Here is a 15682-nt window from a genome sequence, read left to right on the forward strand (position 1 = left end):
TTTGCTGTGCATAATTCCCTTTCCTCATATTTCTGCACAGAACAACCCCATGAGTCTTTACCTTGAGACCGCCCTTCAAGTGGCTTTCATCTGGACACTGGCGTGCTGTACCCCGGGCGCCAATGTATTGCTTACCATGAATACCGCTCTTCGCTATAACCGTCTGCTAGCTATTGGCTCTGCTGCGGGTGTAACTGCTGCGGTTATTCTGTGGGGAATCATGGGGGCATCGGGCGTCCTGATCATACTGCAGACCTTTCCATGGTTATTTGGTCTGCTGAAGCTGCTGGGTGGCAGCTATTTGCTGTACCTGGGACTTTCGAAGATCTACAGCACCCTTAAACAAGGTAGTAAACAACCTTACGATATTGCTGAGCGGGAGAACCTCAAGTCCCCCTGGCACCTTATCAGGCTTGCCTTTTTTACCAGCATTGTAAATCCCAAAACCGGATTGTTTGTCATCAGCCTCTTTTCTGTTGCCATGCCCAAAGACCCATCATGGCCAATCACCATACTCTGTGTGTCTATCATGGGTAGCATCACCCTGCTATGGCATCTGTTTTTAGCCTGTGTATTTTCTACAACCTCTGCCCAAACGCTCTATCAGAAATCAGTTAATCTGATTGATTACCTAACAGGGGGACTCTTCACCCTCTTTGGCATTAAAATAATCGCAAGCTAATTTTTATACATCTTATTACTGGTCAAAGGATGAATAAGGAAAAACGTACACAGATATTCACCCGGCTCAGGGACGCAAACCCAAACCCAACGACAGAGCTTAATTACAGCACGCCTTTTGAGCTTCTTGTGGCCGTTATACTCTCTGCGCAGGCAACGGATGTGGGGGTAAACAAAGCCACAGATAAACTCTACCCGGTTGCCAATACGCCGGAGGCAATTCTGGCTCTGGGTGTTGATGGCCTGAAAGAGTATATAAAAACCATTGGACTGTTTAACGCCAAGGCAGAAAATGTCATTAAGACCTGTCAGCTTCTGATTGAAAAGCACAACAGTATTGTTCCGGATAACCGGAATGACCTGGAAGCTCTGCCCGGTGTTGGCAGAAAAACAGCCAATGTCGTTTTAAATACCGCCTTTAATCAACCAACCATGGCGGTAGACACTCATATCTTCCGGGTATCCAATCGAACCGGTATCGCACCGGGAAAAGATGTGTTGGAGGTTGAGAAGCGACTTGTAAGGCTCGTTCCCAAAGAGTTTCTGATGGATGCCCATCACTGGCTTATCCTTCATGGTCGTTATGTTTGCAAAGCCAGAAAACCCCAGTGTGGCAGCTGTATTATTGAAGACCTTTGTGAGTACAAACAGAAGACATCTTAGGCTATGGTTTAACCTCTGGTTTAGCTGTCAATTGAACTTCATGTAAACAGGGAAATATCCGCAAATGGCATTCAGGTATGGCGTAATCGAAGGTCTCTATGATCAAGACAACCTGTGGTCTTGGGAAGCAAGGGATGCCTATGCCAACTTCTGTGCCCAAAAAGGCTTCGACTTTTATATCTATGCCCCGAAAAATGATCCATACCTTCGAGAGCAGTGGAATCACGCCTGGCCAGAAACCGAGTTCAATGCCCTTAAAGCTTTAAGGTCAGGGATCAGGGGAAAAAACGTTCGGTTTGGTGTTGGACTCACACCTTTCAACGTTCAAGCGTTGAATAAGAAAAACCGCCAGCAACTGAAAGAGAAAATCTCCAGCATTAATCAACTCAGCCCGGAAATACTGTGCATCCTCTTCGACGACTTCAGCAATGAGATTGATAACCTGGCAAGAACACAAGCTGATATTGCTGAGTTTATTGCCGGAGAAAGCAACGCAGAGCAAATTATAATAGTAGGTACTTACTACTCAAAAGACCCATTACTGCAGAGAGTTTATGGCACCATGCCAGAAAATTATTGGTCAGATCTTGGGCAGTACCTCGACCCCCGCTTTGATATTTTCTGGACCGGTGACCATGTTATCTCCCTGGGTTATGATCAGGCCGGCCTGGAAGAGATGTCTGACCACTTCCAGCGCAAACCATTCCTCTGGGATAACTATCCGGTTAATGATACAGACTGGCTAAAGAGCCGCCTCCGACTCTACACTTTTACTGGACGCCCATGGCAAATCAGTGAATGGTGCAGCGGGCATGCCGTCAACCCGATGATTCAGCCCAGGCTCTCCATGATTCCTCTGGCAACACTATCGAACCTATACCAGCAAAAAGGTCAATTCGATGGTCATGCCAGCTTCAAGCAAGTAGTCTCAGAGCTTTGTGGTGCAGAACTGGCTGCAGCTATAGACGATAACCTGCTCTATTTTACCGAAGAAGGAACACGGAACTTTTCAGACTTTACCCGCAAACGGCTGGTAAAGACTTTTTCAGAATTCCATTCCGAAATAGAGTTACCGTTCACCAGAGAAATTCTCAGCTGGCTTAAGCAACCAGTCACTGACGATAAATGCTAAACTGCCTATTCCAATGTGGTTCAACTGAACTCTCACCAGAACAATAAATGACAGACTTTCTGAAAATGACATCAAAAACCCTCGAATTAGCAATGGACTTGATTAGACGTACTTCCATCACCCCTGAAGATGAGGGTTGTCAGGAGCTGATGATAAGCCGTCTTGAGCCTCTTGGGTTCAAGGTTGAGCGACTCCGTTTTGGGGAGGTTGAAAACATCTGGCTGCGCAAGGGTGATCAAAGCCCGGTTCTGGCATTTGCCGGCCACACTGACGTCGTGCCAACCGGACCGGTAGAAAAGTGGGACAACCCGCCTTTTCAGCCTGCTGTGATTGATGGAATGCTTCACGGCCGTGGCGCTGCGGATATGAAAGGTAGCCTGGCCGCTATGGTTACGGCTTGCGAAGACTTTCTGGCGGATCACTCTGATCACAAAGGGTCAATTGCCTTTCTGATCACCAGTGATGAAGAAGGTCCGGCCAAAAATGGCACAGTAAAAGTTATTGAGCATCTTGAAGCACGAAAGGAAAAAATCGACTGGTGCCTGATTGGTGAGCCTTCCAGTACCCATGTTGTTGGTGATGTGGTTAAAAATGGCCGCAGAGGCTCACTCCATGGCCACCTGACCATTAAGGGCATTCAGGGCCATGTGGCATACCCTCACCTTGCTCGAAATCCGGTGCATGAAGTGGCACTGGCCATTGCTGACCTGACTGGAGAGACCTGGGATGAAGGCAATGAATTCTTTCCTCCCACCAGCTTTCAGATCTGGCAGATTCATGCTGGAACCGGTGCCAGCAATGTCATTCCCGGAGAGTGCCAGGTGAATTTCAACTTCCGGTTCTCTTCTGAAGTCACAGCAGAGCAACTTCAGAAGAGAGTTAAGACTATTCTGGATAATCATCAGCTGGAATACGATATTGACTGGCACCTGAGTGGCCAGCCGTTTTTAACTCACCCAGGTGCATTGGTAAACGCAACTCAAAAGGCCATTCTTGACGTCACCGGAATGACAACGGAGCTGTCCACATCCGGTGGTACGTCTGATGGCCGCTTCATTGCACCAACGGGTGCACAGGTCGTAGAGCTTGGTCCTGTTAATGCCACCATCCATAAAGTGAATGAATGTGTTAAGGCTGAAGATCTTGATACCCTGCAGGAAATCTATAAGGGTATACTTAGGCACTTGCTAGCCGACAAATGACGTTTTAAAAAATGAGCACTACTGATCAACCTAAAACCGACAGTACTGAAGTTGATGATATCGAAGTTTATGCCAAGAACACCTCTCTGGAGACTATTACCGGCTGGCTGAGCGATACTTTTGATAACGTTGCGACCTTAAACAGTGGCAACGTGGTTCATGATCTGGAAGTCACCTTCCAGGGCAAAAGGATTCCGGTCATGATTGTTGAAAAGGCCGTGGGCAAAGCCTGGACCAGCATCTGGTTTAAAACCACTGGCACGCTTTGGCAGGACGATACCCAGTGCGCTAAAAGCCTTCAGGCGTATTGTCACAGCACAGTCCGCTGTAACTCCGGCCCCTGGCAGGAAGGTGCCGATATGGACGAGTGGTGGCAACTCGATGAAAATGGGCAGGAAAGCCTGATCAAATGGCCTAACGCTTCATAAATGGAAAGCAGCAAAGCTGCTTTCCATACCATTCCCCTACACATCATTTTTATAGAAAGTCTACCAAGACTGCCTGAAATCCCCCCCTGCTTAAATTATTGCATCACTCACATAATGATCTTTAATTACCTTCAAGCCATGAAGAAAGTCTGTTTGTAGAGCACATTATTGCTTGAAGATCTAGCCATGCCACACCCTGTTATTATTGATTGTGATCCAGGCCATGATGATGCCCTCGCCCTGCTGATGCTTGGCAAAAGCAAGGAGCTTAACCTGCTGGGAGTTACCGTCTGTGCAGGTAATCAGACACTGGATAAGACCGTCTTTAATACTCTACGAATTCTTACCCTGGCAGGTATGACTCCTCGTGTTGCAGCCGGAGCCAGGAAACCACTCAGCAATAAAATAACCCCTGTTTCAGATATTATGGGTGAAAGCGGTCTGGATGGAGCTACCCTGCCTGAGCCAGCGCTTGCTGTAGAGGCTCTATCCGCAGTAGAGCTGATTGCTGATTTACTTCGTCAGTCTGAAGATAAGGTGACGCTCATTGCCACAGGGCCTCTAACGAACGTTGCTACCTTTTTAATTGGCTGGCCATCCCTGCACGCAAAAATTGAACGTATTGTACTCATGGGTGGTGGAACCTTTGGGAACGTATCACCTGTCGCTGAGTTCAACTTTCATACAGACCCTGTTGCCGCAGATATTGTCTTTCAGTCAGGCACTCCCATCGTGATGTCTGGGCTCGATGTAACTTATCAGGCATTGATATTCGAAGATGAGATTGAGCAGATACGAAAACTGGAAAGCCCTGTAAGTATAGCCACCGCCGATATGCTGAGCTACTATCTCCAGCATATTGTACAGAAGGGATATTCAAAAGAAGGTGCCCACCTGCATGACCCCTGTACCATTGCCTGGCTACTTGCACCGGATTTATTCACCATAGAACCAGCCTATATAATGGTTGAAACATTTAATGGCTACTGTCTGGGGGCAAGTGTTATTGATTATTACGGCAAGCTATCGGGTAAACCCTGTAACGCAGAAGTTATGACCACTATCAATAGGATAGGATTTGTTGATCTTATCAAAGATCGAATAGCTTGTTACTGACTATAGTGTTTAACTATGGTTCTATATTAGTTTCTCTTATGCATTTTTAGGTTCCTAAAAATGGTTAAATATCGATATCATCTTTTATAAAAGAAAACTATAGGAATCCGTTATTTGCTAGTCCAAAGTAATATGATGAGACAGGTACCTATAGACGAACCTCCACATGAGGCAAACTTAGAGTACCTTGAATTAAATAGCCACATATCAATTGATGGCAGACAGTATCAAAAAAAGTCTTTGTCTGAATATAACATCCGGGTAGTTCATGGAGTAACTTCTGGAGTATTTTTCAAAGGTAACTTTAATACCTTAATGCATTTTCAAACACCTCATACTATTAAATGTGTTAAAAATACACCCCAAGGAATAATTACTACATATTACCAACCTTCAATAGTTAAGTTTGAAGAACCCAAGAATATAGAAGAGTATAAAGTCGGCAGTCCATCCTGCGTCAGTTATCCACTAACCAAGACAGGCCACTTACAAATAACCATAAGAAACATCCTGAGTTGGCACTGCGCCAAAGCTCTAAAGATAGATAGACACTTCCCTGAATGTGGCATTGCTATTACTGATGAGAAACCAGGCTTATTCATGAGAAGAATTAATGGACAAACTGTTCATACTTGGCTGATAGAACAAGGGTATTTTGATAAATCTGCCACAGCTTTAGGAATAAGCAACCAACTACTTGAAAAACTTAAACATATGCAAAATGCCTACACTGACTCACGGTTTCAAAACATTATGCACAACAGCCTCAATCTCGCATTTACTGAGTTTCAACAACTAGAACTCCAATGGAGAAATATACGATTCAATGATTACATTACCGGCCAAGGAGATAGAGGAACACTGACAAACTTAATGATTTCCTTTGATAAAGAAGGCATCCCTCTAATAGAAGCTTTAGATAATGACATGACATTTCCGGTAAGCAATACCCATTTGCAAGACCACCTTAAAAAACCTCCAATACCGCCTTCCACATTTGAAGTAGAATTTGAGAGTTTTTACAACAATCTCATACCCATGGTCCAGGAGCTTCTTCCTGAAGCTCTCGAAGCACTGACTGAACGACTTGAATGCTTTCGGAATCTCTTCTGGTTTTACGCACCACCTCTTGGCAGTCCAAAACACAGTGAATCCATCACTCCTCCTGAATTTGTTTCGCAAACCCTGCCCCCTCCCGGCCAAACAAATTTGTCGATAAGACAACGGATATGCAAGGCCGCAAACAATCTCGCTGATGCTACTTTGAAATGTGCATGTTTTAGACGAGGTGACGCCCCCTAACAAGCATGTTGTGAACTTCCTGATCTGCTGCACAAACTCATACCGAGCTAATGCCTCCAACAAAGAGTACTCTTTAATCCAGTAAATTTTGCGCAACAAAGTACAATCAGGCTAGAATGTCCGGCTAATTCATCACAGACTTGAGAGTCGTTGTTTTACTCTTAAGCCAGAGGCCTGCTACGGGTTCATCGGACCAGTCTTCTGAACGATTCTTGTCTCCTTTACTGACGGATGCAGGCCAAGAGCCAGTTCCATGCTGAAACCCATTACCCTGAATCGCTATGTTTTCCATAGCTTGAGAAAACTCCTTTCTACGTGGGTTCGTACCACGGTTGAAAACAATAACCCCGAAGCCCTGCATTTGCAGCCCGGCAAACCGGTTGTTTATGTTATACACCAGCGCTCTCTGACAGACCTCATGGTGCTTGAAGGTGAATGCATAAAAGCAAACCTGCCAAGACCCTATAAACCTATTGACCCAGAACACCCACAAAGCAAGGCTCACTTCTTTCTGAGCCAGTATGAAGGCCTGATCCTGCAAAGGGAGCGCCCGGAACCACCGGAACTTCTGGCGCAACTGGTTCGCCAGGTGGAAGAACATCATCAGGATGTACAGCTGGTCCCAGTCACCATCCTCTGGGGACGTTCACCCGAGAAAGAGCAGTCAGCCTTTAAACTGTTGTTTGACTGGAACTTCAGTCTTGGTGGCCGTTTCCGCAAGTTTATGGCGACGCTGCTTCACGGTCGACAGACCATGGTTTACTTCAGCCCGGCATTGTCACTTCAGGAAATCATTGGTGATAGTCAAAATCATGCTCGCAGTGTTCGCAAGGTAAACCGGATTCTCCGGGTTCATTTTCGTCAGAAAAAAGCCTCGGTTCTTGGGCCAGACCTCTCCCATCGTCGCATGCTGGTCAATAGCCTGATTCATACGCCCAGAATCCAAACAGCCATTGCCGCAGAAGCTGCAGCCCAGGAAATCACTCTGGTTGAGGCTGAGGCAAAAGCGCGTAAATACGCCAATGAAATCGCTTCTGATTTCTCAATGCCAGTCATCCGATTCCTGGATATTATCCTGACCTGGTTCTGGAACAAGCTTTACAGCGGCGTAAAGGTCAATCATATCGAGCCATTGAAGGAGCTGGCGCAGAGCCATACGATTGTTTATGTGCCCTGCCATCGAAGCCATATCGATTACCTGCTTCTTTCCTATGTACTATTCTATGAGGGATTACCACCACCCCACATTGCGGCTGGCATCAATTTGAACATGCTGGTAGTAGGAACCATTCTGCGCAAGAGTGGCGCTTTCTTTATGCGTCGCACCTTCAGGGGTAACCCTCTCTACAGCACTGTATTTCATGAATACATGTACACACTGACCAGCAAGGGTTTTGCCACCGAATACTTCATCGAAGGTGGCCGTTCCAGAACGGGTCGAACACTGGCACCTAAAACCGGCATGCTCTCCATTACCGTACGCAGCTTCCTGCGTGATAATCGAAAGCCTCTGGCTTTTGTTCCGGTATACATCGGTTATGAAAAGCTGCTGGAAATGGCCAGCTATCTTGGTGAGCTTCGTGGCGAAACCAAGAAAAGCGAGTCCCCGATGGACATCGTACGCACACTGGCAGCCCTGAGAAATGAGTTTGGTAAAGCTTGGATTACCTTTGGCGAGCCTGTTGACCTTGGTTCTTTCCTGAATAAAGAGGTTCCACACTGGAAAGACAGTGTCCGCAGGGAAGATAAGCCTGAATGGCTGGTTAAAACTACCTCTAACCTGGGTGATATGCTGGCCGGCAGAATCAATTCCGCTGCCGTAATCAACCCTGTCAACCTGGTCGCTATTGCCCTTCTCTCTTCTCCAAGACATGCACTGGGTGAAGAGGAACTGATTCGCCAGCTGGATGGCTATACACGACTACTGTCTATGGCACCTTACAGTGACCGGACGGCCATGACTGATCTGGATGCCCGCAGCATGATCCACTATGTGGAAAATTTGCAGCTGGTCCAGAGAAAGACAGATGCACTGGGCGATATTATCAGCATGGATGAGAAGACAGCCATTTCAATGACGTACTATCGCAACAATGTTCTTCACATTTTTGCCATCCCTTCACTGATCAGTTGCTTCTTTGTCAACAGTCCCAGCATTACAAGAAAAGAGATTCTGCGCATCAGTGCGATTCTCTATCCCTACCTGCAGGCTGAACTTTTCCTGCAATGGACTCAGCATGAGGCTCTGGCCGTTGTCCAGAAGTGGCTGGATTGTCTTGTAGAGGAAGGTCTGATAACTCAAGGCAATGATGATAATGGAGACGTGTGTTTCTTCCAGCCAGACCCATCCACTTCTGAATACATCATGCTGAATGTGATGTCCCGCTCTATTGTGCAGACACTGGAACGCTTCTACATGGTTATCAGCCTGCTGCTGCGCAACGGCAGCGGTAATATTGAAGCAGAAGCCCTTGAGCACCAAAGTGGTGTTCTCGCACAGAGATTGTCAATTATTCATGGTCTGAACGCCCCTGAGTTTTTTGATAAATCACTGTTCAGGAGCTTCATTGCCCAGATGGGAGATCATGGTGTTCTGGAAATCACACAGACCAATAAACTGGTTTACGGTGACAACATCCAGAAGATTGCCGATCAGGCCCACTTCCTGCTGACTACCGAAATACGACACAGCATTGATCAGACCAGTCGTTATGGTGTCAGTAACAACGCCAGAGATCACGATACAACCTCTTAAGCCCAGTAACTCTCAACCAGCATTATTTAATCAAGTAATGCTGGTTGAATCTTCCGTCTGATTTCATCCTGAATAGCCTTTATCCAACAATAAAGTGACTCTTTCCTCTTGTCTTCCTGGGGCGTTACCAGTTGGCCATAAAAGCACCCAGACAATACCCTAAGGGCATAAAGGCGCAGGGCATCAGCGGCACCCCAAAGGGCCACCCATGATTTGCGCCATGCTGCGTTGCTCTCTGCTCGCGTGGAATAACTACTCTACCCAGCTCGTGCCTTGTCTGGTGCAAATCATGGGTGGCTGGTTGTATACCCAGTTGATAACGCCCCCTATATTTATAAGAACTATTTAGCCAGTTCAGCGGTCTATTCGATTTAACAGCCTATAATGCTGACGCAGCTCAGGTGTTCTCAATTCTCATGCAATCCATTATTTTAAAAACGATTACTTTTATTCTTACGGGACTTGTTTCTATTGCTTCCTATGGCGCAAGTACAAGCGGTCAATCACTATTAGACAGGGGAATGCCTATTACTGAGCTGAATTACCCAGTAACACAATGTGAAGATGTATCAGAGAATTACTTTGGTACAGAAGTTAATGACCCCTACCATTGGCTGGAAGATGACCTCAGCCCAGAAGTCGCTGAGTGGGTGAAAGGGGAAAATGAACTAACCCAACAGTATCTGAGGCAAATCCCCTATCGGCAGGCTCTGGCCTCTGTCTATGAGAACATGCTGGATTACGAAAAGATCTCCCTACCTTTTCCAGAAGGGCGCTATATCTACTTTTATAAAAATACAGGCCTCCAAAACCAGTACGTGTTGTATCGTCAGAAAGACGATAGTGAAGCAGAAGTTTTCATAGATCCAAACCGTTTTAGCGATGATGGAACAGTCTCAATGGAAACGGTCAGCTTTTCCAGTGATGGCTCTCTGGTTGCTTACTCTATCTCAGAAGGAGGGAGTGACTGGCAGAAAATAGTGGTCATGGATGCTGAAACCAAAACCATTATGGAGCCAGTACTGGAAGACATAAAGTTTTCCAATATAGCCTGGCTTGGCAACCAGGGTTTTTATTACTCCAGCTATGATAAACCGGAAGGCAGCGCCTTATCCGGCAAAACCGAGCATCATAAACTCCACTTTCACAAACTCGGAGATCAGCAGAAGAACGATCAGGTTATTTTTGGTGCCAACGATGGGCAACAGTATCGCTATGTCACCGGCTATACGACTGAAGATGAACGTTTTCTGGTCATTAGCTGTTCGGAATCCACTTCGGGGAATAAACTGTTTATCAAAGACCTGATCACTGCTAGCAGTTCACTGGTAACGGTATTGGATCATTTTGAGTCTGATACTCAAGTGATCGACAATCAGGGCGATGAGCTGTTCTTGACCACCAACCTGGGGGCGGAAAAAGGAAAACTGGTGAGGGTCAATGCTAATGACCCGGGAACAGAAAACTGGCAAACCGTCATCCCCGAAAATAGTCATGTACTTTCAGTGTCTACCGGAAGTGGTTATCTGTTTGCTCACTACATGGTCGATGCTTTATCACGTGTTTTTCAATACGATCACCAGGGGAAAAGACTCAGGGAAATACAACTGCCCGATCAGGGTAGTTCCAGCCTTCCTTATGGGAAGAAAGAAGCCACCACCCTTTACTACACTTTTGAGAATTACCACTTACCCACCACCATTTTTGCCTTTAACGCAAACAGTGGCGAATCAGAAATCTATCGAACATCCAAGATCTCATTTGATAGCAACCAGTATGTTTCAAAGCAGGTGTTTTATCGCTCCAAGGATGGCACTGAGATACCTATGACCATTACTCACAGAAAAGGTATCGAACTGGATAGCAGTCATCCTGTCATGCTTTATGGCTATGGGGGATTTGATGTCAGTTTGATGCCTTCATTCAGTGTCTATCTAGCTACCTGGCTGAAGCTTGGCGGCATATATGCCGCTGCTAATCTGCGAGGGGGTGGAGAATACGGTAAGCAGTGGCATGATGCTGGTCGGCGATTGAACAAACAAAATGTGTTTGATGACTTTATCGCAGCCGCTGAGTATCTGATTCGGGAAAAATACACATGCAGGCAACGCCTGAGTATTTCCGGAAGCTCCAATGGTGGTCTATTGGTTGGTGCAGTGATGATTCAACGACCGGACCTTATACAAGTAGCTCTTCCTGATGTGGGAGTTATGGACATGCTCCGCTACCACCTGTTTACTGCCGGAGCGGGCTGGGCATATGACTACGGGACGTCCGAAGAAAGTAAGGAAATGTTTACCTACCTTCTGAACTATTCACCTTTGCATAATATCAAGACAGGTCAACATTACCCTGCAACCATGGTGACAACAGGTGACCACGATGACCGGGTTGTGCCTGCCCACTCTTTCAAGTTTGCTGCCGAACTTCAGGCTAAACAATCCGGCAATGCTCCGGTGTTAATCAGAATTGAAACGGATGCAGGACATGGCGCGGGCACTCCAATGTCAAAAATAATTGAGCAAGGTGCCGATGTGCTGGCCTTTACCCTTTTCAACATGGGAATCAAAGCATTACCAGAAGGCTTTAAATGACCCTTAAGAACTGACCTGGCAATGAGCTTTCAAGCATTAAACGCTTTCAAAGCGTAAATATCATAGCGGCAGGCTTTCCCTTCGAGCCGATAGGTTGGAGCCTGACCATTAAGATCCGGTGCTAACCTTGGTCGTTTCACAACAACTCGATACTCGGCCAGTTCAAGTGCCGGTTCCAGTAGTTGATCAGCATCCGGGTCATCGCCCAGCAGATCCTGGAACAGTCTCATCTCTTTTTTGACCAGTGCTGATTTTTCCCGATGAGGAAACATCGGATCCAGATAAACGACATCGTATTTATTTTCTGAGGCTTTCATCAACTCAATGGCATTCCCTTTTAAAAGGGACATCTGTTCTGCGATAGGAGAGACATCACTGTCTTCAAGTGCCCGGCGCAAACCATCTTCCAGAAGGGCAGCAACCACCGGGGAACGCTCAATCATGGTGACATTGCATCCCAGGCTGGCCAGAACAAACGCATCCCGCCCCAACCCACCGGTTGCATCCAGTACCGATGGTTTGACGCCTTTATTCAATCCCACGGCCTTGGCAATGTCCTGCCCCTTACCTCCACCAAATTTGCGCCGGTGCCCTGCTTTTCCACCGACAAAATCAACAATAATCGGCTTCTCTTTGGATCCTGCCCGCTGAACCGCCAGTTCACCGGATGCATCAAAAGCCACCAAAGCCCCGTCACCAAGGTCTTGAAGACTATGACTAAAGTCAATACTCAGTTGTTCTGCAAGACTTTCTAGCAAAGCCTGAATTGAAGGATGATCCGAAGCAAGAATAAATAGCTGAGTAGACATCAGTGCATAAGAAATGAGCCATGAGGGAGGCTGAATCTAACACCTCCAGAGTGGCTGTGGCAATGAATACAATCAGCTCCTTCCCCTTCAAGAATGTCCTTTCCCATAGCAGTCACTCATAAGTGTTTTCCACTGCGATATACAACAACAATGGATTTCACATAATCATGTTGCTATCTTCCGCAGCTTCATTTTCATCACCTTGATGACTGGGGGTGTAGCGACTCGGTTGAGTCACTACTGATTATTTAAAAATGCCATCGAAGAGTGCCTGGCTCCAACCGATATGAGTATCAGGCTGCTCACCAATGGTTTGTTGTAAGGATTCACCATGATCGGACGTCTGGGGAAATCTGTATCCACTCTTGTATCCACCGCGGTTCTCGCTTCTTCTCTCACAATAGCACCTGCTTATGCCAAAGCGGCTAATGAAGTGCAAAGATCACTAAACATATATAACTGGTCGGATTATATCGCCGAAGACACCATAGCCAACTTTGAGAAAGAGACGGGCATCAAGGTTCATTACGATGTCTTTGACAGCAATGAAGTACTGGAAGCCAAATTGCTTTCAGGAAAAACAGGCTATGACATTGTGGCACCATCAGCAGACTTTCTGCTGCACCAGATCAAAGCCGGTGTATACCAGCCACTGGATAAAAAGAAGCTGTCCAACTGGAAGCACCTGGATGGCGAACTGATGACATTGATGGAAACCTACGATCCGAATAACCAGTTCTCATTTCCCTATCTGTGGGGAACCACTGGCATTGGTTATAACCCCGACCTGGTGAAAGAGCACCTTGGGAAAGATGCCCCCATCAATAGCTGGAGCCTGATCTTTGATGAGAAGAATATCAGCAAGCTCAGTAAGTGCGGAGTTGCGTTCCTGAATGCGCCTACCGAAGTCATTCCTGCTGCCCTGAGCTATCTTGGCCTTAATCCAAACTCGACCAACAGAGCCGATTACGCCAAAGCCGAAGCGCTGCTGATGAAAGTTCGCCCCTATGTTACTTACTTCCACTCTTCACGCTCAATTTCTGACCTGGCGAATGGCGATATCTGTGTGGCCATGGGCTGGTCCGGAGATGTCCTTCAGGCTGCAGACCGTGCTACCGAAGCGGGCAATGGTGTAACCGTGGAGTATGTAATCCCAGACGAAGGTGCAGGCCTCTGGTTTGATACCGTTGCCATTCCTGGGGATGCCAAAAATCCGGAGGAAGCACATATCTTTCTGAACTACCTGTTGCGCCCCGATGTGATTGCCAATATCACCGACTATGTGGCTTATGCCAACCCGAACAAATCCGCCACAACACTGGTGGATGATGACATTCGTGAGAATCCTGGAATCTACCCAACCAATGAAGCCAAAGAACGACTATTCGTCTTTGAGGTTCTACCCTCCAAAATTAACCGTCAGGTTAACCGCATGTTTACCAAACTGACATCCGGTCAGTAATAAAAAAACCGCCTGAAAAGGCGGTTTTTTTCATCAGCCAGCTAGGGAATCCTCAAGCTCTGCTTTCCAGATTGCCATGGCCAGTGCTGGTACACGGAGGACTTTGGGGGTTGGTATCCACTTGTGGCGAATGCGGGAGAACACATCAAATCGCTCAGACATACCCGCCATTGCTTCAGCAACCACTCGTCCGGCAATATTGGTCAGTGCGACGCCGTGCCCTGTATAGCCATGCGCTGTGTAGATATCATTACCCAGATGCTCAATGTGCGGCATGTATTCCCGGGTAACCGCGAACAAACCACCCCAGTGATACTCCATTTTGACATCATCAAGTGTTGGAAATACCTTCAGCATCCGCTGACGCAGACGCTCTTTAGAGTCACTGTATTCGCCATTGAATGGGTGATTAACGCCACCAAAGAGAATACGGCCATCCGCCGTTGGGCGGAAATAATCGAGACTGTTGTTTAAGTCCGACATGGCCATTTTATTGGTAATGGGCTGTCGATCCCCCAGTTGCTCGGTAACGGCAATGTACGAGGCCACTGGCAATACTTTGCTTTCCGCTTTCCGGTTGAGGCCGTCAATGTAGGCATTACAAGCCAGAAGTACCTGCTTCGCCTTCACACTCCCCTGCTCTGTCAGTATCCGGTTTGGACTGCCTTTGACCAGTTTAATTGCCTTGCTCTGCTCGAATACACGAGTACCCAGATCAATTGCTGCGCGGGCGAGACCCAGTGTGTAGTTGAGGGGGTGCATATGGCCGCTGTTGGTATCAAACAGCCCACCCAGGTATTTCTCTGTTGAGGTCACTTCCCGGATTTTGTCACGATCCCACCAGCTAACACTGGGGTAGTCATAACGGGTCTGTTTCAGATCCAGCCAGGACTTCAACTCTTTCTCCTGGCTTGGCTTGATAGCCAGTTCGATATAGTTCTGCTGAAAATCACATTCGATATTGAATTCACGGATACGGTCACGAACGATATCCAGCGACTCACAGGAAAGATCCCACAGTTGCTTGCCCCATTGCGGGCCAAAAGTTTCATCCACCTCACGCAGTCCCAGACAGAAACCCGCCAGACACTGCCCGCCATTTCGACCGGAAGCCGCCCAGGAAATACGGCCAGATTCCAGCAGCACTACATCAAAACCACGCTTGCGCAGTTCAATCGCAGCATTAAAGCCGGTCATACCGCCACCGATGATGCAGACATCCGCAGTAATATCTCCAGTCAACGTCGGCTGTAATGGGAGTGAATGCCCGGTGGCCTGATAATAAGAATCAATATACTCGCCTGCTTGGCTCATTCCAAATTGCTCGCTTATTTTTCACAACAGCTGAAAGTCTATGAATGCAGAGTCTCTGAGCGATGCAAACCAGCCCATCAAAAATCACCGTCAGTCTCTGGTCATGGCAGTATGGCTTTTAAAATATCGTCAGCCACAAGCGGCGTGGATTATCCGGTGGATAATGGGCACTGGCAATAAGTACCCAACCATATGGAAAAGAAGAAGGCTTCGCGAGACAGAAC

Annotated in this window: 12 protein-coding genes; 10 read left to right on the forward strand and 2 right to left on the reverse strand. The window is 47.0% G+C overall.

The annotated features are described in order from the left end of the window. Positions 1–49: 49 nt before the first annotated feature. The 9 genes from GV64_RS20205 to GV64_RS20250 all read left to right on the forward strand — a co-directional run bounded on the left by GV64_RS20205 (position 50) and on the right by GV64_RS20250 (position 11873). Entirely contained in the window at positions 50–682 is a 633-nt protein-coding gene (locus GV64_RS20205; protein ID WP_020581603.1) for a LysE family translocator, read from the forward strand. Positions 683–711: 29 nt separating this feature from the next. Beyond that, positions 712–1344 carry an endonuclease III gene (nth, locus tag GV64_RS20210; RefSeq protein ID WP_020581604.1) on the forward strand — a complete coding sequence of 211 codons (633 nt, stop codon included), beginning with the start codon at positions 712–714 and terminating at the stop codon, positions 1342–1344. A 64-nt stretch (positions 1345–1408) separates the two neighbouring features. Beyond that, entirely contained in the window at positions 1409–2476 is a 1068-nt protein-coding gene (locus GV64_RS20215; RefSeq protein ID WP_020581605.1) for a beta-N-acetylglucosaminidase domain-containing protein, read from the forward strand. Between the two features lie 47 nt (positions 2477–2523). After that, positions 2524–3678: a succinyl-diaminopimelate desuccinylase gene (gene dapE / locus GV64_RS20220; protein ID WP_020581606.1), complete on the forward strand. Its 1155-nt coding sequence runs from the start codon at positions 2524–2526 to the stop codon at positions 3676–3678. A gap of 11 nt (positions 3679–3689) precedes the next feature. After that, positions 3690–4106, forward strand: coding sequence for a hypothetical protein (locus GV64_RS20225; RefSeq protein WP_020581607.1), 417 nt, complete (start codon positions 3690–3692; stop codon positions 4104–4106). Positions 4107–4274: 168 nt separating this feature from the next. Then, the gene (locus GV64_RS20230) at positions 4275–5222 is read left to right on the forward strand and encodes a nucleoside hydrolase (protein ID WP_020581608.1); all 948 of its coding nucleotides are present in this window, start codon (positions 4275–4277) and stop codon (positions 5220–5222) included. Positions 5223–5354: 132 nt separating this feature from the next. Continuing rightward, positions 5355–6524: a hypothetical protein gene (locus tag GV64_RS20235; protein ID WP_020581609.1), complete on the forward strand. Its 1170-nt coding sequence runs from the start codon at positions 5355–5357 to the stop codon at positions 6522–6524. 253 nt (positions 6525–6777) lie between these two features. After that, a complete protein-coding gene (gene plsB / locus GV64_RS20240; protein WP_051087792.1) occupies positions 6778–9279 on the forward strand; it encodes a glycerol-3-phosphate 1-O-acyltransferase PlsB in 2502 nt (833 codons plus the stop codon). Between the two features lie 416 nt (positions 9280–9695). After that, positions 9696–11873 (forward strand): prolyl oligopeptidase family serine peptidase, encoded by a 2178-nt coding sequence (locus GV64_RS20250; RefSeq protein WP_081622062.1) that lies wholly within the window; start codon positions 9696–9698, stop codon positions 11871–11873. A gap of 29 nt (positions 11874–11902) precedes the next feature. Here GV64_RS20250 and GV64_RS20255 read toward each other — a convergent pair whose 3' ends face one another. Next, positions 11903–12682, reverse strand: coding sequence for a class I SAM-dependent methyltransferase (locus GV64_RS20255; RefSeq protein WP_020581614.1), 780 nt, complete (start codon positions 12680–12682; stop codon positions 11903–11905). A gap of 331 nt (positions 12683–13013) precedes the next feature. Here GV64_RS20255 and GV64_RS20260 point away from each other — a divergent pair, with 331 nt between their 5' ends. Then, on the forward strand, positions 13014–14144 hold the full coding sequence (locus GV64_RS20260) for a polyamine ABC transporter substrate-binding protein (RefSeq protein WP_020581615.1): 1131 nt from the start codon (positions 13014–13016) through the stop codon (positions 14142–14144). Between the two features lie 33 nt (positions 14145–14177). On the opposite strand, the gene GV64_RS20265 is transcribed toward GV64_RS20260, so the two are convergent. Beyond that, a complete protein-coding gene (locus GV64_RS20265; protein ID WP_020581616.1) occupies positions 14178–15458 on the reverse strand; it encodes an NAD(P)/FAD-dependent oxidoreductase in 1281 nt (426 codons plus the stop codon). Positions 15459–15682: the final 224 nt, after the last annotated feature.

This window comes from Endozoicomonas elysicola, from assembly GCF_000710775.1.
GTDB lineage: Bacteria > Pseudomonadota > Gammaproteobacteria > Pseudomonadales > Endozoicomonadaceae > Endozoicomonas > Endozoicomonas elysicola.

Coding starts and splice junctions, on each gene's coding strand:
- nth (WP_020581604.1), top strand. CDS start 712: ATGAATAAGGAAAAACGTACACAGATATTCACCCGGCTCAGGGACGCA.
- GV64_RS20205 (WP_020581603.1), top strand. CDS start 50: ATGAGTCTTTACCTTGAGACCGCCCTTCAAGTGGCTTTCATCTGGACA.
- GV64_RS20225 (WP_020581607.1), top strand. CDS start 3,690: ATGAGCACTACTGATCAACCTAAAACCGACAGTACTGAAGTTGATGAT.
- dapE (WP_020581606.1), top strand. CDS start 2,524: ATGACAGACTTTCTGAAAATGACATCAAAAACCCTCGAATTAGCAATG.
- GV64_RS20265 (WP_020581616.1), bottom strand. CDS start 15,458: ATGAGCCAAGCAGGCGAGTATATTGATTCTTATTATCAGGCCACCGGG.
- GV64_RS20255 (WP_020581614.1), bottom strand. CDS start 12,682: ATGTCTACTCAGCTATTTATTCTTGCTTCGGATCATCCTTCAATTCAG.
- GV64_RS20215 (WP_020581605.1), top strand. CDS start 1,409: ATGGCATTCAGGTATGGCGTAATCGAAGGTCTCTATGATCAAGACAAC.
- GV64_RS20260 (WP_020581615.1), top strand. CDS start 13,014: ATGATCGGACGTCTGGGGAAATCTGTATCCACTCTTGTATCCACCGCG.
- GV64_RS20235 (WP_020581609.1), top strand. CDS start 5,355: ATGATGAGACAGGTACCTATAGACGAACCTCCACATGAGGCAAACTTA.
- GV64_RS20250 (WP_081622062.1), top strand. CDS start 9,696: ATGCAATCCATTATTTTAAAAACGATTACTTTTATTCTTACGGGACTT.
- plsB (WP_051087792.1), top strand. CDS start 6,778: ATGCTGAAACCCATTACCCTGAATCGCTATGTTTTCCATAGCTTGAGA.